Origin of the sequence: Muriicola soli, assembly GCF_004139715.1 — a bacterium.
Lineage (GTDB): Bacteria > Bacteroidota > Bacteroidia > Flavobacteriales > Flavobacteriaceae > Muriicola > Muriicola soli.
Map to the genome: position 1 here is coordinate 56,102 of NZ_CP035544.1, position 22,287 is coordinate 78,388.

Genomic DNA, 22,287 nt, shown 5'->3' on the forward strand with positions numbered 1-22,287 from the left:
TCCGGAAGAAAAGAGTTGTAGTATTACAGCTCTTTTTTGTTTCTGTTATTCGATGATCCCTGTCTTTTTGGCCCTTTCTTCCCAGTTCCTCCGGGCCATGAGCTGCAGGTCTTCCACATTATCGCTCTCATCCATAATTTCAAGTCCGAGCAGGGTTTCTATGACGTCTTCCATAGTGACCAGGCCGCTTACAGAGCCGTATTCATCAACTACCAGGGCAATGTGCTCCCGCTTTCTAATAAAATTCTCAAAGAGCTGTGGTATAGGAGTATTCCTCTTAGTTACCAAAATATCCCGTTTGATATCAACTAAACGTAATTTTCCGTTCTCGTTGATAATTTCTTCCATCACATTATCCTTAAGAACAAATCCGGTGATGGTATCCACAGTTTCCCCGTGAATTGGAATCCTTGAAAATCGAAGTCGGGGATTGTTTTCAAAAAATTGTTCTATGGTCTGATTTTCGGGAGCAATTTTGATCACTGCCCTGGGCGTCATGATATCCTTGGCCATGATCTCATCAAACTGTAACAGGTTTTTGATGACCTTAGATTCTGACTTCTCAAAGACTCCTTCTTCTTCAGCCAGATCAGCCATCACGGTAAAATCCTCCCTGCTTAGGACACTCCCCTTGTGTTCTTTTCCTATAAGTCGGGTAAATAACTGTAAAGCCCACATCAAACCCGTAACCTGCATGACCCAAACCATACCCCTTAGAATCTGGGTGGAGATGTTGGCGAGTTCTTTCCAGTAATTGGCTCCTATAGTTTTGGGAATAATTTCGGAGGCAACCAATACCAGGATGGTCATCAGGGTGGATACCAAACCTACCATCAAGTCTTCGGTAAATTCCATTCCAAGGAAGGTGCGCGATTGTTGCCCGTATATCTCTGCATAGGCCACCTTTGCCTGTACCCCAACCAGAATGGCACCAACAGTGTGGGCTATGGTATTTAAAGTGAGGATGGCTATCAGGGGTTTGTCAATGTCGTTTTTAAGCGTTTCCAAAGCGGGGGCAAAACTCTTTTTCGACTTCTTTTTTACATTGATAAAAGTGGGAGTAACACTCAAGAGCACCGCTTCCAGAATGGAACAGAGGAAGGAGAAAAAAATGGCTAAGAATGCGTAGAAAAGTAGAAGTCCCATAAGGTAAAAACTCTGTCAAAGATACAATAATAAAGAAAAGCTGAAATCCAAAAACATCTTATTCATTACAAGGATTTCTATCTTGTGATTCTACAATCAAATATTAGCGAATTTAATCTCCAAAAGATATTGACAACATTTCTGTTAAGGATTCGTTCTAATATCGTTTAAAGACATTATTTGTCTGTGATGACCAGCACAAACTTTACATTTAGCAGCTTTATTTCAAATTCGGGAAGACTCACGTTTTGTATGTTGATCCTGGCCGGGTGTTTTTCTTCCCGTAAAATGACTCAGCAGGCTGCTACTAAAAACCTTGTAAGGGCTACAGTTTTCAATAAACCTCAGCAAGTAAAAAAATACATCAGGAAAGGAGGAGTGGTCGATCAAAGGGAGCCCAAAAGAGGATGGACGCCCTTGTTATATGCTGCAGAAGGCGGCTTTTATGATGTTGCAGAAATTTTATTAAAAAATGGGGCAGATCCGAACTTAAGGTCTACTAAAGATGAGGTATTCCCCTTACAGCGCGCGGCTTCAAACGGATATTATGCGCTTGTGGAGATGTTGATCAAACGAGGAGCAGATGTCAATGAACAAGATGGTCTATACAGGTCAACAGCTCTGATGTATGCTTCCCTGAAAGGGCATGTAGATGTAGTAGAATTATTGATCGCCAATGGGGCTTTACTGAATGCGAGAGGAACCCGGGGAGAATCTGCCCTGTTTATCGCAGTTTCTGCAGAACAGGTGGAGATTGTAGAGGTATTGCTGAAAAAAGGGGCCAACAAAGATCGACCAAATACTTATGGCCAGACCTGCATGAAGGAGGCTATTGTCTTGAATAACCAAACCATAATAAATCTTTTAAATCAATATTAAAGTGAAAAAGCTCAGTTTTTATACGCTCGTTTTCTCCCTGATGAGTGGAGGATTATTTGCACAGGTGAAAATCGTACAGGAAAAAGAACTCCAATTGAAGAAATCGGATTCCGGGGATTACTATGAAGTAAGTATTACCCCTTCTCCCTTTACCCTCCAATTTGATGGAAGGGAACTTATGGTCAGTGCCGGCCTTACCGAAGCTTTGTTTGAAAGTACAAAGCCCGAGATCGACATTAATGTCGATTTTGGCTCCTACTTCTATATCGGCAAGTTCCTGGCCATGGAAGAAGACGCATCCTATTTGCCAACAGGCGCCCATGAAGCGGCATCCTTGAACAAAAACCACGGAGCAATATCCGAGGCTGGGGGAAGATCCTCCTATGAAGTTCACTTCCTCGACATAGCCGGAGACAAAAAGCCTCTCAGCGACTTTAAAGAGTTTTATATGTCGGTTTGGCTAGATCAAAACAAAGATCAGTTCATAGACACGAAGGAGTTGATCCATCTTAAAGTAAACATCCAATAGGGGATTTATCAAAGAAAATTTTCACCATCATGAGGAACAAACTACTTCTTATATCCAGCCTGTTACTTTTACTGGGTCACCTCAGAGCGAACGCTCAAAATGAACATCAGATCATTACCGATGAGTTTTTCAGAAGATATGAGACCGATCCATTGGAAGCCATGGACTTTGCTTTTACCACCAATAAATGGTTAAACCGCAACCGTATCGCCATAGAGCAACTCAAAAACAACTTTAAGGAATTAAGGCCGCAGTTGGGCGAATATTTCGGATTCGAAAAACTAAAGGAATCACAGATCACAGACCGCCTCCGACTGGCCACTTTTATGGTGAGGTATGATCGCCAGCCCCTGCGCTTTACTTTTATTCTATACAAGCCTAATGATTTTTGGCGCGTCCACAATCTAAAATATGATGATTCATTGGTGGAGGATCTTGAGAATATGCTTCGTGAGTAGGTCTTGCGATGGACCATAAATCCGTAATATTTATCGTATAAACGAAGTAATTATCGTTCACTTAATTCCTTAAAACACCTAAAATAAGGGTTAGATGTCTCTAAACGGAATTTTACCGAGAATTCCATACATAAGGGCTTACAGCCGGAGGAAATAGCAATTAACATTCTACATTGTGAAAGGAAAATCCCAAAACCCTTTCATATGAATACTAAGATAAATCCGTTGGAAATTGCCAGGTTTATGATTTGTGTAGGAATAGCCTGGATCGCCTGGATGACTCATTATCATACCGGGGCCATATTTTAAAACCCAATTATCTCAATAAAAAAGCGCTGCCATCTGGCAGCGCTTTTGGTTTGTGGTTCAACAAAATCAATCTTCTATTCCCTGTCCCATGATATAGGGCGCACCCATCCGCTGCAATTCTTTTTCCAATTGTGGAATCGTAGAATTTGCAATAGTTCTGATCTCTGTATACAAAGAGGCCATCATGGTCTTTGCCAGCTCCAGATTTTGCTTATGCAGGGGAGTGGGGCCGTAGGTAGTAGCTAAACCTCGTCTGGCTACATTCAAATGATCGCCTGCATTGGGCGGATTGCGTTCCCCGATCTCATCTCTCGATTTATTACCTTCCAGTCTTTCTTCAAAAGCAAACAGTTGTTGCTGCAGATCGTGCAGCCTTGTTGCTGTATTTCCCGGTGCAGCAGGAGCCCTGCTCAAGGCCAGCTTCATGGCCTTCACTTTGTCCATGCTGCTGTTTAAAACATCGGAGATTTTACTTTCCTGGGTTGCAACTTCGTTGTATGCCGAGATATAGGCATTGTATTCTTCATAAGAAACGCCTTTCAAAGTACTTTCAAACAAGGGTTCAACCTGAAAGGTGATAGGTCCATCCAGTTGTGTGACAACTCCATCTACTTCCTTTGACAGCGTTGCTGTGTAGGTTCCCGGCATGGCCAACGGACCTGAGTTCCACCAGGAACTGCCCCCGCCCGAAGACTGCCCGGGCCTGATCGCCCTGGAACTGGGGTGCCTTAGATCCCATGCAACACGATTAATGCCTTTACTACTGCTTCCTTCCACATTTCTGATGACGTTGTTATTGGCATCCTTAATTGTGATCCAGATTTTTGGATCCTGCTCCCGTCGTTCCTCCTCAAGGGCATCCCATCCCGGAAAAGGAATAGAAGCATTTCTTTTTTCCAGATCTTTCTCTTTATCCTTACGCGCTTTAGATTTTGAAGTAAATCCTTCTGCCAGGGAATAGGTAAACCAGGCCCCAAATTCGGGGTTCTCAGCAAAGTAGTAATCTGCCCCGGTGTTGCCTATTACATTTTTAGGCACATACCAGGGGGCCGTTCTAGTTGAATAAAGCGCCCCTTCCTTTTTGAGGGATGCGTCGGTAATTTCACGCAGGGCACTGTAGTCGTCCAGCACAAAAAATCCACGTCCGAAAGAGGCACCAACGAGGTCATTCATTTCCTTCTGGATTACGAGGTCACGAAAGGAGATGGTTGGCGATCCGGGTACTTTGTGCCAGTTTACCCCACCGTTCATTGAGGTGTAGATCCCATTTTCAGTTCCGAGGAAAAGCAGGTTCTTATTCACGTGGTCCTGAACCAGGCGCCAGATGATGGTATTTTGCGGGAGGTCGCCTTTGATGGATCTCCAGCTTACGCCCTTATCGGTACTTTTGTATAGATAGGTAGAAAAATCTCCTTCCTTGTGGTTATCGAGAGCCACGTATACCGTGTTCTCATCAAACAAGTCGGCTTTAATATCATTCACAAATGAGCGGGAAGGCAGCCCTAGTCTGCTAACCGGAATGCTGTTCCAATTGCCGCCGCCATCCGTTGTGACCTGAATAAAGCCGTCATCTGTTCCCGCATAGATAACCCCTGCAGTCACAGGAGATTCTGAAAGGGAAGTAATGGTATTGTAATTAGACATAGCCCCAACATCCCAGGCATTGTCCCAGCTTTGCTGTTTCCCCATGATGGGTAAGGTAATCCGCTCTTCATTACGGGTAAGGTCTCCAGAGATTGGCGTCCAGCTGTCTCCCCTGTCTTCTGATTTCCAAACCCGGTAGGAAGCAAAATAGAGTCGGGAGGGTTTATGCGGACTCACTAGAATTGGTGCATCCCAGTTATAGCGCTCATGCGGTTCTCCTGCCCTTGGTTGTGGTTGAATAAATACCCTGTCGCCCGTAATAAGGTCTACCCGATGCAGTCCTCCCTGCTGGGTTTCTGCATAGATGATGTGGTTGTATTCGGGATCGGTGGCCGACTGGTGGCCGTCTGCTCCCAGGGTCTTGTACCAATGTGCATTTCGGATTCCTTGAGGCTCGTCTGTCCTTGAAGGTCCTCCGGCAGAACCGTTGTCTTGCGTTCCACCAAAAATATGGTAGAAGGGTTTCTGGTTGTTTACGGCCACCTTATAGAATTGGGTAAGGGGCAAGTTCTTGATATAGCGCCAGGTTTCAGCCAGGTCAAAACTTTCATAAATACCCGCATCTGTTCCTACAAGCAGGTAATCAGGATCATCTGGTCTGAAGGCGATAGCATGGTTATCAGAATGTTTATCCTCTTCCTTCAATTGAACAAAGGTCTTTCCTCCATCATCCGAGGTCAGAATTCGGACATTCATAAGATACAAACGATCAAAGGCATGGGGACTCGCATACAGCTCCTGGTAGTAATGTGGCCCGGTTCCTCCGGATACGGTATTTGACATTTTTTCCCAGGAAGAACCCCGGTCCTCTGAGCGATAAACGGCTCCCTGGGTTCGATCCAATTCTATTGCCGCGTAAAGCACATCAGGTTGCTGAGGCGAGATCGCGATCCCTATTTTTCCGAGGTTGGATTTAGGCAATCCTGAGCTTAACTTCTCCCAGGTCTCCCCCCGTCTTCTGAACGGTGCAGGCCGGAGTCCGGGCCTCCACCCATAAGGGCTGCTACGGTTCTATGTCTCTGCCAGGTGGCAGCGTAGAGCCGGTCCGGATTACGTGGATCCATCATAATATCAGTCACGCCGGTCCATTCATTACCACCTAATACTTTTTTCCAGTTTTCTCCCCCGTCTGTGGATTTAAAAAGGCCTCTTTCACCTCCCTTGCTCCAAAGCGGGCCTTGTGAGGCCACCCAGATCACATCCGGATTTTCGGGATGTACAATGATCTCAGAAATATGTTCTGAAGCCTTCAGGCCCATATTTTTCCAGCTGCTACCCCCGTCTTCACTTTTGTAGACACCATCCCCGTAGGCTACGTGTCTACCTCCAACATTCTCCCCGGTTCCTACCCATATGGTGGAAGGGTTATTGGGATCAATGGTAAGGCAGCCAATGGAATAGGATACCTCTTTATCGAATAACGGAGTCCATGTGGTACCTGAATTTTCAGTTTTCCATACCCCTCCTGAGCCCACGGCGACATACCAGATACTGGGATCATCGGGATGGAGCGCAATATCTGCGATCCGACCTGAAAGAAATGCCGGTCCGACATTCCTGAGCTTGAGTCCGGCCAGGGAAAGTTTGTCTTCCTTGGAATCTGTATCAGCAGCTTTCCCACGGTTTCGTTGCGAAAATGCGAGCTGGGAGATAAACAGAAATAGAAGTGTAATGAGTAGTCCTTTTTTCATGGTAATAGTGTTTGAGTTTGCAATTGTCAGAATTTACAAAATACAACAATTTTATATTTCTAAGGAGGGAATCACTGCAAGAATAAACCCATTGCTTAATGAAACTTATTTAGAAGACAATACATCGATAATGTGGTATGTTTTAGACTTAAATCGATACATTTAAGATCTGCAAAAAGGACACGAGATGAAAATTGCAAAAGTATATTGGACGGGGATTTTCCTGCTGCTATTGGCAGGAAATCAGTCACTTCACAGTCAGACAGAATTAAAATTCAATGCAGCCTCGGCCCTACTTCTGATTCCTAATGTAGGGATTGAAGTACCCATTTCCGAGCGCTTTAGTTTTCAGATGGATTTATCGGGATCATTTTGGGATTCCTTTGACGGCAAACCGTTGCAATTTACCCAGGCATTCGGGGAAGTTCGTTACTACGGCAAGAACGATACCAGCGGATTCTTTTTTGGTGCAAATGTCGGTTTCGGGATGTTTAATCTCACTAAATACGGATACGATGAGGATGTTTACCAGTCGGGCCGAAATTATTATATCGGGGCATCCGTAGGGTATAAAAAACGATTGTCAGATCGATGGGCTTTGGAGCTCTTTTTGGGTGGAGGCACTTCCCAGGCTACCTACAGGGCCTATAGCCAGGAGACCCGGATGCGGATAGACATCCCTTTAGACGAGGACCGCAACTTTAATAAAAGTGGCGAGTGGATCCCTTACCGTGGCGGACTCATGTTGGTTTATGCGCTATAGTTTTACTATTCCTCACTTCAAATGAGAACCCTTTTTAATTCTTCTAAGTAGTAAGTCTCATAAAATAAAGGGAGAAGTCAAAATAACTTCTTTTTTTAAGTGCCTATTAAACTTATGTAACGCGCTAAAAATCAATCAAATAAACACTTTATATTAGTGTGTTCTATTACTATTATTCGTACATTACAGAGATAACCAAAAACCAACCAACATGAAAAAAGTAGTAGTTTTAACAATTGCTCTCTGTTTGAGTGCCTCAATGTTCAGTCAGCGTAATGACAATAACGAGTATTGGAATACCTGGCAGTACAAAGCAAAAGATGGTATGCAGCAAAAATTTGAAGAAGCTGCGGCCAAGAAGACCAACATGTTCAACACCTCCCCGGAAACGGCAATTGTTACCTATCGCTTTATTGATGGCCCAAATGCCGGAAGTTACATGCGAATCGAAGCCCGGAAATCTCCTTCAGACTACGATAAAGACCGTTCTGCGGAAGGCAATTACTGGAGGGATAACGTCAGTAAATATATAGCCAATAATGGCGGACAGGTAAGATGGCAACTCCTTAACGGAGGTACCATAAATTATGACCCTGAAAATCCGGCACCTCCTGCCAAATATGTCAAGATGATCACTTTTAATGTGAAAGCTGACGGAGTGAGGGCGTTCAGGAGGTGGATGTACAGAGCTTCCAAAGTCATCGAAAAGAGAGGCAACAAAAACCCGAGGATGCTGTTCAGACTTGAGAGTGGAGGGAATCGCAACCAGTTTGTGCTGGCTTTGCCTTATGAAAGCCATAAAAGGACGGATCCTCCCAGGGAGAATGAAAATACTTGGCGTGAAGATTATGATGAACTCTTTGGCTGGGGAACCTTTGAGGAAGATGGAAAAAATATCGACGCCTCTCTGGAATTCTGGGGTGAGCAAGTAGAAACCCTGCAAATGGTGCCGGAAATGTCTACCAAAATATAACAACTAATAAATACGAATAAAATAAACCTCGCTTTATGCGGGGTTTATAGTTTTATAACGGTAGAACTGGGGGCATCATTAATTTAGTTACATCTTTTAAAATCATTTCCAAGATGGAATATTTGCCCTCCATTTTGCCCTTATAGCCTGCCTGCCGGCAGGCAGGTTCAACGGATAGCCCCGATAGCTATCGGGGGAAGTTTCCTCAGTGGACAAGAAATCAATTCGAAAAGTATTCATAAATTTGCCTCCCATTTTGGCCTCATAGTTCAACGGATAGCCCCGATAGCTATCGGGGGAAGTTTCCAGATCAGATCATTTAAGGATGTATTATGTATATGTTATCCAGTCAGGACTCGATGATAGCTTTTATATTGGAAAGACATCGAATTTGGAAGAAAGATTACTTTTTCACAATACACCAGAGCTAAACAAAGGGATTACAAAAAGAAAAATCCCATGGAAATATTTTTTCATACTGGAAATTGGGGATTTAAGATTAGCTGGTAAAATTGAAAATCATATCAAGAGAATGAAAAGCAGGAAGTACATACAGGATCTAAAGAAATATCCTGAAATTACACAAAAGCTTATCAAAAAGTATTCATAAATTTGCCTCCCATTTTGGCCTCATAGTTCAACGGATAGAATAGAAGTTTCCTAAACTTTAGATCCAGGTTCGATTCCTGGTGAGGCTACAAATAAGCACAAAAGCCTTTGCGAAAAGCAAAGGCTTTATTTTTGCGACCCGCCGAAAGAAACTTGTTTCGTTGAGTGCGGGGCCAAAAATAAAACCAACTGCGCATGCAGTTGAGCTTTTGTATTTTCACGATGAGGCTCTGTCAGGAACAGCGTCCGCAGAAGCATAGCGAAGCACGCTTCGGGGGCCAGCTAATCCTGGTAAGGATGAGTGCGGGGCCAAAAATAAAACCAACTGCGCATGCAGTTGTGCTTTTGTATTTTCACGATGAGGCTCTGTCAGGAACAGCGTCCGCAGAAGCAGAGCGAAGCACGCTTCGGGGGCTGGCTAATCCTGGATTTCTCCTGAGGCCCGTACCAAAAATAAAACCAACTGCGCAGCAGTTGAGCTTTTGTATTTTCACCACAAATATCTGTCGGGAGCACTGCACCTGTCCCCCTAAAAACCCCATCGGATTTATTCAGGGATTTATTCTAAAATCTTACTTATCTTAGACCATGAGCTCTGAGCACCAGAGTTGAAGACCATTACTTAATAGCTAATGGTGTTTGCTATGCTGCCAAACGTCCTCTATAACCACCACCAATGAATCCATCTTCCCACGGCAGAAATATAACTGAGATCCACGCTGTTTACGAAAAAATGATCGAGGTACTTTTGTACTTCGGGCCTATTGAAAAGCTCGATGAGATCGTTCATCCGGATTTTCATGGATATGGTACCGCTGCACATGAATTTCTAAGTGACAAGGCAGCTTTAAAGAGAATGGCTAAAATGCAGGCCGAACAATTAAAGGGTACAGAATATACATTGACACGCAAAATCATTTTTGAAAAATTCCTCTCTGATGGTAAAAACTACTTGATCCTTGAGGATTTTGAACTCCATTTGCAGGACAATGATCACAACCTGCCGCTCAGGCTTTCTACCATTCTAGAAAAAGTATCCGGCAAATGGTTAATTACCCACTTTCACGGCTCTACACCCGACAGTGATATAGCTGAGGAAGAGGCTTTGCCCATGGAAGGCCTGCGCAAGAAAAATGAGGAGTTGGAAGCAAAGATCAGGGAAAGGACACGGGAATTAGAGATTGAAGCCGCATTGGAACGGGTACGTTCGGCATCAATGGCCATTCACAAAAGTGAGGAACTGCATAAGGTGGTATTAACTGTAGCACAGGAAATTAATAGCCTTGGGTTAAATATTGATGCGGCACACCTATTTCGATTTGAGGAGGGAAATGATAAAGGATTTAATATGTGGATCGCAGGGGATGGTGGAGTTTACCCCAATGAAGTATACTTTCCATATATCAAGCATGAAATATTTGATGGCATTTATAATGCCAGACAAAAAAACAAAAGCTTTTTTTCCATAGCTGGGATGAGTAAAAAAGTTAAAAATCGTGTGTACCGCCATCTTCTTAAAAGCGCAAACATTAATATTTCTGAGAGCAGGCAAAAATATGCACTAGGTACAAAATCGGGCGCTTATTCAATTGCGCTTTCAAAGAATTCAGGAATAGCCATTATTAAATTTTCAGAAGAAGGTGCAGGATTTGGCGAAGAGGAACATGAGATTTTAAGGCGATTTTCCAACGTTTTTGAACAAGCTTATATCCGCTTTTTAGGTTTGGCTAATGCCGAAAAACAGGCCCGGGAAGCACAAATACAACTCGCACTTGAACGGGTTCGGGCCAGGTCTTTGGCCATGCAATCCAGTGATGAATTGCATGAGGTCTTGGGGGTATTATTCAGACAGTTTGATGATCTGGGCATACAGCCGGTGAATGTGTTCCTAAGTCTTTTTGATCGTGAGCAAAGAACCCTTACCTACAGGGCATCGGGTAAATCGGGGAAACGAATGCCGGGGAAGCAGGTGGTGGAAGTAGATAGCATGGAGGCACTCCGGGCCCTGTACGACAAATGGCTTACGGACAATTCCGATACCGTTGAAGTGATCTTTTTCCCCAAAGAAGTATTGTCCCAACTTTTTGGCATTTTTTCCGAAACTTTTTCCTCCATGCCTAAAGAAGATCGCATGGGACCCGAAGACTTTCCCGAAGGAGGTTATTCCATGGCGGGGTACACCCCTTTTGGTTACCTGGGCTATGACCATCAAAGGCCGGCCACGGATGAAGAAAAGGAAATCCTAATCAGATTTTGCGTTGAATTCACAAGGGTATACCAACGATTTTTAGACATACAAAAAGCGGAAGCCCAGACCCGGGAGGCACAGATTGAAATGGCTCTTGAAAGAGTCCGTTCAGCCTCCATGGCCATGCACAAAAGCAAAGATCTTCATGATGTTTTGGTGATGTTGTACAATCAATTGGCTTCGCTGGGATTGAAGATGCACTCGGCCCAAATAATCGAATCTATTGATGACCCAAAAGAAATGCATATTTGGATAGTCACCAATGGTGTGGTTTATTCGGAACAGGTTCATGCACCATTCTCTAAAAATATATTTTTCAAACGTTTCAGGGAAGCAGTAACCAATGGGGAATCATTTTATACACTAAAATTTTCGAAACGCCAGAAGGATAATTTATTTCATCACTTTTTTGATAATACCATACTTAGAAATGCGCCTCAGGCAAGAAAAGACCTCATCTTTTCCAGCCCTGGCCTGGGAACATCTAATGCAATGGGGAAATATACCTCCTTGTCAGTAATGCGCTATGATGGGATTCTGTACAGTGAGGAGGAAAATGAAATCATTAAACGTTTTGCTAAGGTGTTAGAGCAGAGCTATACACGTTTCCTCGATATCAAAAAAGCGGAAGCCCATGCCCGGGAAGCACAAATTGAAGCGGCCCTGGAGCGGATTCGATCAAAAGCAATGGCAATGCACAGTTCTGATGACCTTGCCGATACCGTGGAAATACTCTATAAAGAACTAGATACCCTCCAGGTGCATGCTTTAAGATTTGGACATGCAAAATTAAACGCGGATACCAAAATAGTTGAATTACATACGGCTACGGATTTAGGGAAAGTGGTAGGTCAAATAAAACTTGAAGGCCATCCGTTACTGGAAAAGATATATAAAAATTTTCTGGCAAAAGAAGATTTGTACTATGCCCTTCAGGGAGAGGAAATGAAAAGCTATTACTCAATCTTAGGCCGCGCCATTGACGTACCGATACCACCTATGGATACTGTACAACACGGCTACTTTTTCTTTTTAAAGGACACCGCCAATTATGCCTGGTCTGACAAGGCATTAGATGAAGAGGAACTCAAAATTTATAGAAGATTAATTACGGTGTTGAACTTAACGTATAAACGCTACGAAGAGCTAAAGAATGCAGAAACCCAAGCCAGGGAAGCACAAATTGAAGCTGCTCTGGAAAAAGTACGGTCACAGTCTTTGGCTATGCATAACACCAGTGAAATGCAGCTGGTAGCCAATGCGGTTTTTGAGCAGCTTCAGGCCTTGGGCATGGAAATGGATGTCGTAGGCATGAGCGGGATCATTGAGGCTAAACAGGACTACGATGTCTGGATAGGGGGTGCCCCTTTGGGATCGGCTTTGCGAATTCCCTATAACGAGGATACTCAGGTACAGCGCGATTACAATAAGATGCTTAAAGACCGGCCGGAACTCTTCGTCAGAACCTATTCTGGCCAGGTCAAAAAGGAATACATCGACCGCCTGCTAACCCACGGGGAATTTCCGGAAGCACTTAAAAAAAAGATGAAAACTTCTGATGCTTTCACCACCATGATCGCCCCGAAAAAGAATTCCGGCATTCAGGTAGTGCATTATTCGGATCAACCTTATACTGATCAAGATGCGGAGACACTGAAACGTTTCGCCGGAGTTTTTGAGCAAGCCTATATCCGATTTATGGATCTGGAAAAAGCAGAAGCACAAGCCAGGGAAGCAGAAATAGACCTGGCCATAGAACGTATTCGTTCTCAGGCGATGGCAATGAAGGAATCCTCTGAATTACTTGATATAGTGGTGACCATGCGCAGTGAATTTATTCGTCTCGGCCACGAAGCACATTATTTCTGGCATATGATGTGGCTACCGGATAAATACGAAAAAGCAATGACCTCCGGGGATGGAAAACGGATTGGCATGGTCATGGAATTACCCCGTCATCTCCATGGCGACATCAAATTATTGGCAAACTGGGAAAAGAGTAAGAAGCCTTTAGTAGTTTATCCTATGGATGCTGAGGCGGCTATTGACTATGTGGACAAGATGATCAATCTTGGCGATTTTAAACAGGTAGATCCCAACGCCCCGAGTCATGATGATATCAGGCATATTGGAGGCCTTACCTTTATCATGGCAAGAACAACCCACGGAGAGATCGGTTACAGTTTACCGGGTGTGGTAGAACAGCCCCCTGAAGAAGATTTATTTATCCTTCAACGATTTGCAGGGGCTTTCGATCTTGCCCACCGCCGTTTCCTCGACCTGAAAAAATCAGAAGCCCAGGCACGTGAGGTTGAAATAGAACTGGCATTGGAAAGAGTCAGGGCCAGAACTATGGCCATGCAACACAGTGATGAGTTGCAGGAAGCTTCCTTTTTATTAGATGAACAGGTACGGAAACTGGGTATACAAACCTGGGGTTGCGCCTTTAATATTTACAGGGAAAAAGACTCCATTGAATGGTTTGGAAATGAAAAAGGTATTCTACCAACTTATACTGTTCCAAGAAAAGGAATTTTTAAAAAGTACTATGATCTGGGACAAAAGGGTTCCCAACTGCACATTCAGGAATTCAAAGGAGCCAAGTGTATAGCACATTATGAATACATGAGTACCCTGCCTGTAATAGGGGATGTTCTCAAGCAACTAAAAAAAACAAATGGCGCTTATCCCGAATATCAAATAGATCATGTGGTGTACTTTAAGTATGGGTATCTATTATTTATAACCACTGAACAAGTGCCGGACTCGCATGATATTTTTAAACGCTTTGCCCAGGTATTTGAACAGACCTATACCCGTTTCCTCGATCTTCAAAAAGCAGAGGCCCAGGCAAGGGAGGCAAAAATTGAGACCGCACTGGAAAAAGTGCGTTCCTGCTCATTGGCCATGCATTCCACAACGGAAATGCAGGAGGTAGCCAACGAGGTTTACGAACAACTCCAGAATCTAGGGCTGGAGTTGGATGCCGTGGGGATGAGCGGGGTCATTGAAGCAAAAAACGATTATGATGTGTGGATAGGAGGCTCCACTTTTGGACAAGCCCTGCGGATTCCATTTAATGAAGACACGGAGGTACAGCGTGATTACAACAAAGCCATTGCGGAGCGAGTAAAGTTGTTTGCCAGGACCTATTCGGGAAAGGAGAAGGAGGAATATACTAAGCACTTACTCAAGCATGGAGAGTTCCCCGGCCCACTTAAAAAAAAGATGAAAACTGCGCCGGCTTTTTCAACCTCGATATCGTTTTCAAAATACTCCAGTATTCAGATTGCTCGTTATACAGACGAGCCTTATTCAAAAGAAGAGAATGAGATCCTACAGCGCTTTTCAAGAGTTTTTGAGCAGGCTTACATCCGTTTTATGGATCTCGAAAAAGCAGAAGCACAAGCCAGGGAAGCCCAAATTGAAGCTGCTCTCGAAAAAGTGCGATCCAGGACCATGGCGATGCAGCGAAGTGAAGAATTGCCGGAAGCCGCCAATACCCTTTTTCTGCAAATACAGTCTTTAGGAATTCCGGCTTGGAGTGCGGGGTATTGTATTTGGGAGTCCGAGGATAAAAAATTCGCTTCCTGTAATATGAGTAGCGAAGGGGAACTCCAAAAATCATTTAGTCTGCCAACTATAGGAGAAGGCTATAATTTTTATGACCCTATAAAAAAGGGCGACACGTTTTATGTGGAGGAGTTAGGAGGTGAAAAACTGGTAAAGCATTATGAGTTTATGCGCACGCTCCCTACCGTTGGAGAAATATTGGATGAATTGCTAAATGCAGGTTTATCACTACCGACATTTCAAATATTTCATATCCTCTATTTCCCACAGGGTTACCTGATGTTCATCACCTATGAACCTGTACCTAAAGCACATCCTATTTTTAAACGATTTGCCAAGGTTTTTGAGCAAACGTATACCCGTTTTCTCGATCTGCAAAAAGCAGAAGCACAAGCAAGGGAAGCACAAATTGAAGCGGCTCTGGAAAGAATCCGTGCCAAATCTATGGCTATGCATTCATCAGATGAATTGAGTGATGTACTGGAAGTGCTTTTTGAGCAGTTTGTGATTTTGGAAATAAACCCGGTATTCGCTGTTTTAAATCTGTATGATTTAGAAAACGACACATTTACCATGCGGGTAACCGGTAAAAACGGCGCAAAAGTCATCGGAACACAAACGGTAAAGTTTAGTGAAAATGAAATCTGGAAGGATTACGGAGAAAAATTCAGACAGGGTACTCCTGATATGATTAGCGATCAATTCTATCCTGCTGAAATTTTACCAGATGTTTGGGAAATTTTAAAAGATCTTGTACATGCAGTTCCTGAAAAGGTAAGGCCTTTACCATCAGATTTTCCAGATGGCCTGTACAATATTGAAGGGTATTGCACTTACGGAACCATAGGTTGTAATCTCAACCGTCCGCCAACAGAAGAAGAGAAAAATATTGTAATAAAATTTGCTACCGAATTCGGGAGGCTCTACCAGCGCTTTTTGGATATTCAAAAAGCAGAAGCACAGGCCAGGGAATCTCAGATAGAGGCAGCATTGGAAAGAGTACGCAGTAGAAGTATGGCCATGCATAAAAGTAGCGAAATGCTAGATTTAATTAAAGTTGTCTCTGACCAATTGAGAGGACTTAATTTAAATTTTGACTCAGTTAGTTTTGCAAAAAATGATGTGGAGGGGGCTTTTACTTTTTGGCTAAGCTCAAAGGGGCAACCCCAACCTATATTGATGGAAGTGCCACCTATTGACAGTCGGGTAATGAATAGCGTTTACAGCGCTAAGAAAAATGGACTTAGATTTATTACAGATGTATTTTCAGCCGCAGAAAACAAAGAATGGAGTAAACATCTCATTAGATATACCCAACTAAAGCAATATCCGGAAACCATAAAAGAATTTATTTTGACGGCATCGGGTTTTGCCCGTTCTAGCTTTTTCTTGAAGAATATTGACCTGTATGTTGTTAACTACAAGGCGATCCCTTTTACTGAGGCAGAAAATTCGATTTTCGGAAGGTTTGCACAGGTGTTTGAACAGGCCTACACCCGCTTCTTAGACCTGCAAAAAGCAGAATTTCAGGCGAGGGAAGCTCAGATTGAAGCGGCACTGGAACGGGTTCGTTCCAAAACCATGGCCATGCATAACAGTCAGGACGTAGGAGCAACCGTTGTCACCTTATTTGATGAGGTCAAGAATTTAAATCTGGAAGATTCCATACGTTGTGGAATAGGCATCCTGGAAGGAAATGAAAAAATGGAAACCTGGTCTGCCAATGCTACGCCTGGAGGAAAGGTAGAGTTAAAATTGGGGATGCTCGATATGACGATACACCCTATGCTGGTGGGAGTAAAAAATTCGTGGAAAAGGGGTAAGAAAGGATATACATATGAATTAAAGGATGGGGATGTCAGGAATTATTACAGCAAGCTCAATGCGGAACCTGAATATTCCTTCACCGTGGATCTGGATACCTTACCTGATAAGATTTACCACAAGAGTTTTGTTTTTTCTGCCGGAATTCTTTTTGCCTTTACAGAGAATGCAATATCCGAGGAGGGATCAAAGGTGTTGGAACGGTTTGCCGGGGTTTTTGGACAAACCTACAGACGCTACCTGGATCTGCTGAACGCTGAAAAACAAGCTCGTGAAGCACAGATAGAAGCTTCTTTGGAACGTATTCGTGCCAGAGCTATGGCCATGCACCATACCGACGAATTGACCGATGTACTCGGAGTGCTTTTTGACCAATTTGATTCCCTGGGGATCAATCCTGTACTCACTCACCTGACGCTCTTCGACGAAGAAAACGAAACCTTTACGCTGCGTATTACGACAGGGGGGAAGAAACGGGTCATTGCCGAACAGTTGATCGACGTAAATGCAGTGGAAAGCTGGAAAACTTCCTTTGCCAACTGGAAGAAAAGTGAGATGCATGCCATAGACTTTATCGAATACCCCCCGGAAGTACTTCCCGCAGTATGGGAATTACTCGATGAGGTTATGTCTGCCCTACCCGAGGAGAATAAAATTTACCCGGAGGATTTTCCCGATGGCTTGTATACCACCCAGGGACATTGTAAGTACGGATATATTGGTTTTAACCACAACAGAAGGGCAACCGAGGAGGAAAAAGATATTGTGATCCGCTTTGCCAAGGAATTCGGCCGACTCTACCAGCGTTTTCTCGATATCCAAAAAGCTGAATTACAAGCCAGAGACGCGCTAAAGCAAGCTACGCTAGACAGGGTACGCGGACAGATTGCCAGTATGCGTTCTGCTTCAGACCTGGAACGTATCACCCCCCTGATTTGGAATGAACTCACCTTCCTGGAGATTCCATTTATTCGATGCGGGGTTTTTATCATAAATGAATCGAACAAAACAGTGCAGGCATTTTTATCGGCACCGGATGGACATTCCCTCGGCGCTATGCAGATTCCATTTAAAGCCGATAAGGTTACAGCTGCAATTGTAGCGCACTGGAAAAAGGGTGAGGTATTCAGAACACACTGGGATAAGAAACAGTTTCTTGAATTTATGCAGTTGATGGTAGACCTGGGACAGGTGAGTAATAAGAACGAGTATCAGGGAGCCGAACAACCCCCGGAGTCGCTCCACCTTCATTTTGTACCCTTCACCCAGGGCATGTTGTATGTAGGAAATACAGAATCTTTAGAGGAGGAACAGATCGAATTGGTAAAAACCCTTGCTGATGCCTTTGCCATTGCCTATGCGCGGTATGAGGATTTTGTCAAATTGGAGAAAGCTAAAGAACGGGTAGAGAACACACTGGAAGAGCTCAAGGCCACGCAGAATCAGCTGGTCCAATCGGAAAAAATGGCCTCATTGGGTGAGCTTACGGCCGGGATTGCCCATGAGATCCAGAATCCGCTCAATTTCGTCAACAACTTTTCGGAAGTGAGTGTTGAACTCTTAGAGGAAATGCAGGAGGAGATGGATAAAGGTGACCTGGAGGAGGTGAAAGCCCTGCTGGATGATATCAAACAAAATCTGGACAAGATTGCACATCACGGCAAAAGGGCAGACGGCATTGTTAAAGGGATGTTGCAACACAGCAGAGCCAGCAGCGGGGAAAAAGAACTTACAGACATAAATATCCTGGCCGACGAATATCTGCGCCTGGCCTATCATGGCCTGAGGGCCAAAGACAAGAGTTTTAATGCTACTTTGGAAACCGACTTTGACGAGTCCATAGGGAAGGTAAACGTACTTGCCCAGGATCTGGGCCGGGTTATTTTAAACCTTATTACCAATGCGTTTTATGTGGTAAAAGAAAAGTCATCCCACGCTAAAGCTTCGGAGGATTCTAACTATATGCCTACAGTAACCGTAAGTACAAAGAAATCTAAGGCAGGAGTAGAAATAAGGGTAAAGGATAATGGCAATGGAATTCCCGATGAGATCAAAGAAAAGATCTTTGAACCTTTCTTCACTACCAAACCTACCGGGCAGGGTACAGGACTGGGATTAAGCATGAGCTACGATATCGTTACAAAAGGGCATGGGGGGAATTAAAAGTAGACACCAAAAAAGGTCAGGGAACCACTTTTTTAATCTTCATCCCCTTTGAAGCCAAAAACCACTAAACCATGACTGCAATAAAAGACATAAGGGCGGCAATAGCAATATTCCTGACTTTTATTGGGTCTTATTCCATCACAAAAATACAGGCACAATCAACAAATTTGAATTTTGAGCAGATTGCCAAAGTGGAGGATATTTCCCTGGGGAAGATAAATGCGATAACACAAGACAGCTACGGCTTTATGTGGTTTTCGGACCAGACCAACCGATGTATTTTAAGATACGACGGAAGTCAGATAAAGCGTTATGCCTTCAATCCGGAAAAAGAAAACGCCCTGGGAGGATTTTATCCCGAATGTTTTGCAGCCGATTCCGACGGGGCATTATGGATAGGATTTAGCGACAAGGGAGTGGACTATTTCGATCCTGATACGGAAAGTTTTACCAATTATGCACATGATCCTAATGACCCGGAGAGCCTTAGCGATGGTGGGGTAAGTGCCGTTCTTGTTGCTCATGATGGAATGGTTTGGATTGGGACCGAAAATGGTCTGGACAAATTAGATCCTTCTACAGGGAAGTTTACTCATTTTCGTTATGATAAAAACGATGTCTCCAGTCTTAGTCATGATGTCGTGCGGGTGATATATGAAGATTCGGATGATACCTTATGGGTAGGAACCGGTTTCCCCTGGAATACTGGGGCAGGAGGACTTAACCGTTATAACCCAGACACCAATTCCTTTACCCGTTATATGAACAACCCCGACGATCCTAAAAGCCTGAAGGCAAATCAGGTGCGGGCCATCTGTGAAGACAGTCGAGGTAATTTCTGGATTGGGACAAACAAAAATGGGCTTCACAAAATGGACCGCGAGACAGGGGCAATTACACGCTATGAGTTCGATCCTGAATACCCGGCCTTCAGCCTTCCCGAAGCAACCCCTGGAATGCAACATATCACTTTTATTCACGAAGATCTGTATGGATTTCTTTGGATTGGCACCTATGCAGATGGGATCTATCGGTGGGATCCCATCTCAAATACCATGGCACTTTTTGGAACTAAAGGGATACAATCAGGAAATTATAAGGAAAATTCATCCTGGTGGTGCGATGTTTCCAATGATGGGCTCATCTGGATTTCCACCCAGGAAAATAAACTCTTCCGGATAGATCCCCATATTCCTCAAATTTCAGAAATACAACAAAGGGAACAGATTAGCAGTCTGGTAGTAAAGGACACTTCAGAATTATGGATGGGAACCTATGAGCACGGACTTTTACGCAAGAATAGAAAAACAGAAAGGGTTGAACAATTTACAAGCAATAAAAAGAATGCCAGAAGCCTGAGTAATAATAATATCACAAACCTATACGTAGACCGAAAAGACAATCTTTGGATCGGCACTTACAATGGGCTTAATCTTTTTAATGAGAGATCTAACTCTTTTACCAGGTTTATACATGATGATACCAATGATTCAGAAGGTATAAGTAATTCTTTTATTTCCGATATCTATGAAGACAGTCATTCCAATCTATGGATCGGTACCGTTAACGGAGCACATAAATTGGACAGGGAGAAAGGAACTATAAAAAGATATACAAATCAACAAATGAATCAGTCAGACACTGCAGGGTGGGGCGTGAAAATCGTAGAGGATTTGTCAGGGCAAGTATGGGTTGGTTCTGTTGCAGGTGGAGTTTACAAATTGAATGAACTTACAGATCAGTTAGAGCTTGTTTTTACCGGTCCCGCCATCAGGGATCTTTATGTGGACAAAAAAGGCATCCTTTGGGCAGGAGCGAATACCGGCCTGTGGAATACAGATAAGTACTGGACAAAGATGTCTCCGTATAAAATTAATGAAACCGGAACGTTTTTAGGAGAATGGACCTATTCTGTAATTGGCGATGATGCTGATAATTTGTGGATCGGTACAGACGTGGCCCTTGTAAAACTAGGAACAGACCGAAAAAACAAGGAAATTTTCGGTATAAAAAATGGTGTTAGGGTAAATGGATTTCCTGATCTTGGTTATGCCTACAAGGATAAGGATGGCCGGGTGTATTTTGCCAGTAGTCCTAATGGGTACTATACATTTCAACCGGAAGAATTTAAAATAGCCTCCGGCAAGTTGGCACTCTATGCCATGGACTTGAAAGTAAACAACCAGGCTGTTAACCCAGAAGAAAATGGAATTCTTGAAACCTCCCTTTATAAGGCAAATGAAATTCGGCTTAATTACAATGAAAATAACTTCAGTTTAAGCTTTGCCGCTGTTGATCTACGGGCGGAATTAAAGAAACGCATTTTGTACATGCTCGAGGGGTATGATACAGAATGGCAGGAAAGCCTTTCAGGTCAGAAAGTAACTTACAACAAGGTACCCCCGGGGACTATACGCTTACCTATAGATCGGCCATCAGGAATAGCAGTGATTGGGAGAAAAAAAGCCTTGGTATCTCTATATCACCCCCATGGTGGCAAACGAGCTGGGCATATGGTACATATGCAGTATTACTTGTGTTAGGTATCTTTTACTTTGATAAATATCAAAAGCGCAGGATCCTGGCCAAAGAAAAGGCGCTTGCCAAAGAAAAGGAACTGGCCCATGCCAGGGAAATTGAAAAAGCATACGTCAAATTACAGGAAACTCAGACCCAACTTATCCAATCTGAAAAAATGGCAAGCCTCGGGGAACTCACTGCCGGTATCGCTCATGAGATACAGAACCCGCTCAACTTTGTCAATAACTTCTCGGAAGTGAGCAACGAACTCCTCGATGAGATGAATGAGGAAATAGAAAAAGGAGATTTAGAAGAAGCAAAGGCAATCGCGAAAGACATCAAGCAAAATCTTGAGAAAATTAATCATCATGGCAAAAGGGCAGACGGCATTGTAAAAGGAATGCTGCAACACAGCCGCAGTAGCAGCGGGGTAAAAGAACCTACTGATATTAATGCACTGACAGATGAATACCTGCGTCTGGCTTACCATGGTTTGCGCGCAAAGGACAAGTCTTTCAATGCCACGATGGAAACGGAGTTTGACGAGACTATCGGTAAAATTGAAGTGGTGCCCCAGGATATAGGCCGTGTGGTATTGAACCTGATCACTAATGCCTTCCACGCCGTGCAGGAGCGGAAGAAAAAAAGCGAGAAAGACTATGAGCCTACTGTTACAGTCACAACTAAAAAAGTCGGTAACACAGTAGAGATTTCGGTAAAAGACAATGGCCTTGGGGTCCCTAAAAAGATCAGACAAAAAATCTTTGAGCCTTTCTTTACCACCAAACCTTCAGGGAGAGGCACGGGACTGGGATTAAGTATGAGTTATGAAATTGTGACTAAAGGCCATAAGGGAGAATTAAAGGTAGCTTCCACAGAAGGGGAAGGCACCACCTTTACCATAGTTTTACCCACAGCGAAAGAAACACATAAACAGAAAACTAAATAACCTAAA

The 22,287-nt window shown here is 43.6% G+C and carries 12 protein-coding genes and 1 tRNA gene; 10 read left to right on the top strand and 3 right to left on the bottom strand.

All coding sequences use genetic code 11. The features are described from left to right. Positions 1-45: 45 nt before the first annotated feature. A complete protein-coding gene (locus tag EQY75_RS00235; RefSeq protein WP_129601810.1) occupies positions 46-1,146 on the bottom strand; it encodes a CNNM domain-containing protein in 1,101 nt (366 codons plus the stop codon). 189 nt (positions 1,147-1,335) lie between these two features. Here EQY75_RS00235 and EQY75_RS00240 point away from each other — a divergent pair, with 189 nt between their 5' ends. Genes EQY75_RS00240 through EQY75_RS00250 form a run of 3 tightly spaced genes read left to right on the top strand, consistent with a single transcriptional unit; the run spans position 1,336 to position 3,012 of the window. Beyond that, a complete protein-coding gene (locus EQY75_RS00240) occupies positions 1,336-2,025 on the top strand; it encodes an ankyrin repeat domain-containing protein (protein ID WP_129601812.1) in 690 nt (229 codons plus the stop codon). 1 nt (position 2,026) lies between these two features. Further along, the gene (locus EQY75_RS00245) at positions 2,027-2,554 is read left to right on the top strand and encodes a hypothetical protein (RefSeq protein WP_129601814.1); all 528 of its coding nucleotides are present in this window, start codon (positions 2,027-2,029) and stop codon (positions 2,552-2,554) included. 29 nt (positions 2,555-2,583) lie between these two features. Continuing rightward, positions 2,584-3,012: a hypothetical protein gene (locus EQY75_RS00250; protein ID WP_129601816.1), complete on the top strand. Its 429-nt coding sequence runs from the start codon at positions 2,584-2,586 to the stop codon at positions 3,010-3,012. Between the two features lie 375 nt (positions 3,013-3,387). Here EQY75_RS00250 and EQY75_RS00255 read toward each other — a convergent pair whose 3' ends face one another. Next, on the bottom strand, positions 3,388-5,886 hold the full coding sequence (locus EQY75_RS00255) for a WD40/YVTN/BNR-like repeat-containing protein (protein WP_246019915.1): 2,499 nt from the start codon (positions 5,884-5,886) through the stop codon (positions 3,388-3,390). A gap of 8 nt (positions 5,887-5,894) precedes the next feature. Then, a complete protein-coding gene (locus EQY75_RS14105) occupies positions 5,895-6,656 on the bottom strand; it encodes a WD40/YVTN/BNR-like repeat-containing protein (RefSeq protein ID WP_246019917.1) in 762 nt (253 codons plus the stop codon). 187 nt (positions 6,657-6,843) lie between these two features. On the opposite strand from EQY75_RS14105, the gene EQY75_RS00260 reads away from it, so the two are divergent. The 7 genes from EQY75_RS00260 (at position 6,844) to EQY75_RS00295 (ending at position 22,281) form a co-directional block, all read left to right on the top strand. Continuing rightward, complete coding sequence (locus EQY75_RS00260) at positions 6,844-7,419, top strand: DUF3575 domain-containing protein (RefSeq protein ID WP_129601818.1); 576 nt, start codon at positions 6,844-6,846, stop codon at positions 7,417-7,419. A 211-nt stretch (positions 7,420-7,630) separates the two neighbouring features. Further along, entirely contained in the window at positions 7,631-8,392 is a 762-nt protein-coding gene (locus tag EQY75_RS00265) for a hypothetical protein (RefSeq protein ID WP_129601820.1), read from the top strand. A 325-nt stretch (positions 8,393-8,717) separates the two neighbouring features. After that, positions 8,718-9,002 (top strand): GIY-YIG nuclease family protein, encoded by a 285-nt coding sequence (locus EQY75_RS00270; RefSeq protein ID WP_129601821.1) that lies wholly within the window; start codon positions 8,718-8,720, stop codon positions 9,000-9,002. Between the two features lie 16 nt (positions 9,003-9,018). Continuing rightward, positions 9,019-9,090, top strand: a tRNA-Arg gene (locus EQY75_RS00275). A 587-nt stretch (positions 9,091-9,677) separates the two neighbouring features. Beyond that, positions 9,678-18,809 (top strand): ATP-binding protein, encoded by a 9,132-nt coding sequence (locus EQY75_RS13935; RefSeq protein WP_165200395.1) that lies wholly within the window; start codon positions 9,678-9,680, stop codon positions 18,807-18,809. 74 nt (positions 18,810-18,883) lie between these two features. Further along, the gene (locus EQY75_RS00290) at positions 18,884-21,355 is read left to right on the top strand and encodes a ligand-binding sensor domain-containing protein (RefSeq protein WP_129601823.1); all 2,472 of its coding nucleotides are present in this window, start codon (positions 18,884-18,886) and stop codon (positions 21,353-21,355) included. After that, positions 21,349-22,281: a sensor histidine kinase gene (locus EQY75_RS00295; RefSeq protein WP_174719389.1), complete on the top strand. Its 933-nt coding sequence runs from the start codon at positions 21,349-21,351 to the stop codon at positions 22,279-22,281. The genes EQY75_RS00290 and EQY75_RS00295 overlap by 7 nt, the downstream gene beginning before the upstream one ends. Positions 22,282-22,287 lie beyond the last annotated feature (6 nt).

Excerpts from the sequence above, each read along its gene's own strand:
- EQY75_RS00270 (WP_129601821.1), top strand. The coding sequence starts at position 8,718 with ATGTATTATGTATATGTTATCCAGTCAGGACTCGATGATAGCTTTTAT.
- EQY75_RS00250 (WP_129601816.1), top strand. The coding sequence starts at position 2,584 with ATGAGGAACAAACTACTTCTTATATCCAGCCTGTTACTTTTACTGGGT.
- EQY75_RS00260 (WP_129601818.1), top strand. The coding sequence starts at position 6,844 with ATGAAAATTGCAAAAGTATATTGGACGGGGATTTTCCTGCTGCTATTG.
- EQY75_RS00290 (WP_129601823.1), top strand. The coding sequence starts at position 18,884 with ATGACTGCAATAAAAGACATAAGGGCGGCAATAGCAATATTCCTGACT.
- EQY75_RS00240 (WP_129601812.1), top strand. The coding sequence starts at position 1,336 with ATGACCAGCACAAACTTTACATTTAGCAGCTTTATTTCAAATTCGGGA.
- EQY75_RS13935 (WP_165200395.1), top strand. The coding sequence starts at position 9,678 with ATGAATCCATCTTCCCACGGCAGAAATATAACTGAGATCCACGCTGTT.
- EQY75_RS00265 (WP_129601820.1), top strand. The coding sequence starts at position 7,631 with ATGAAAAAAGTAGTAGTTTTAACAATTGCTCTCTGTTTGAGTGCCTCA.
- EQY75_RS14105 (WP_246019917.1), bottom strand. The coding sequence starts at position 6,656 with ATGAAAAAAGGACTACTCATTACACTTCTATTTCTGTTTATCTCCCAG.
- EQY75_RS00235 (WP_129601810.1), bottom strand. The coding sequence starts at position 1,146 with ATGGGACTTCTACTTTTCTACGCATTCTTAGCCATTTTTTTCTCCTTC.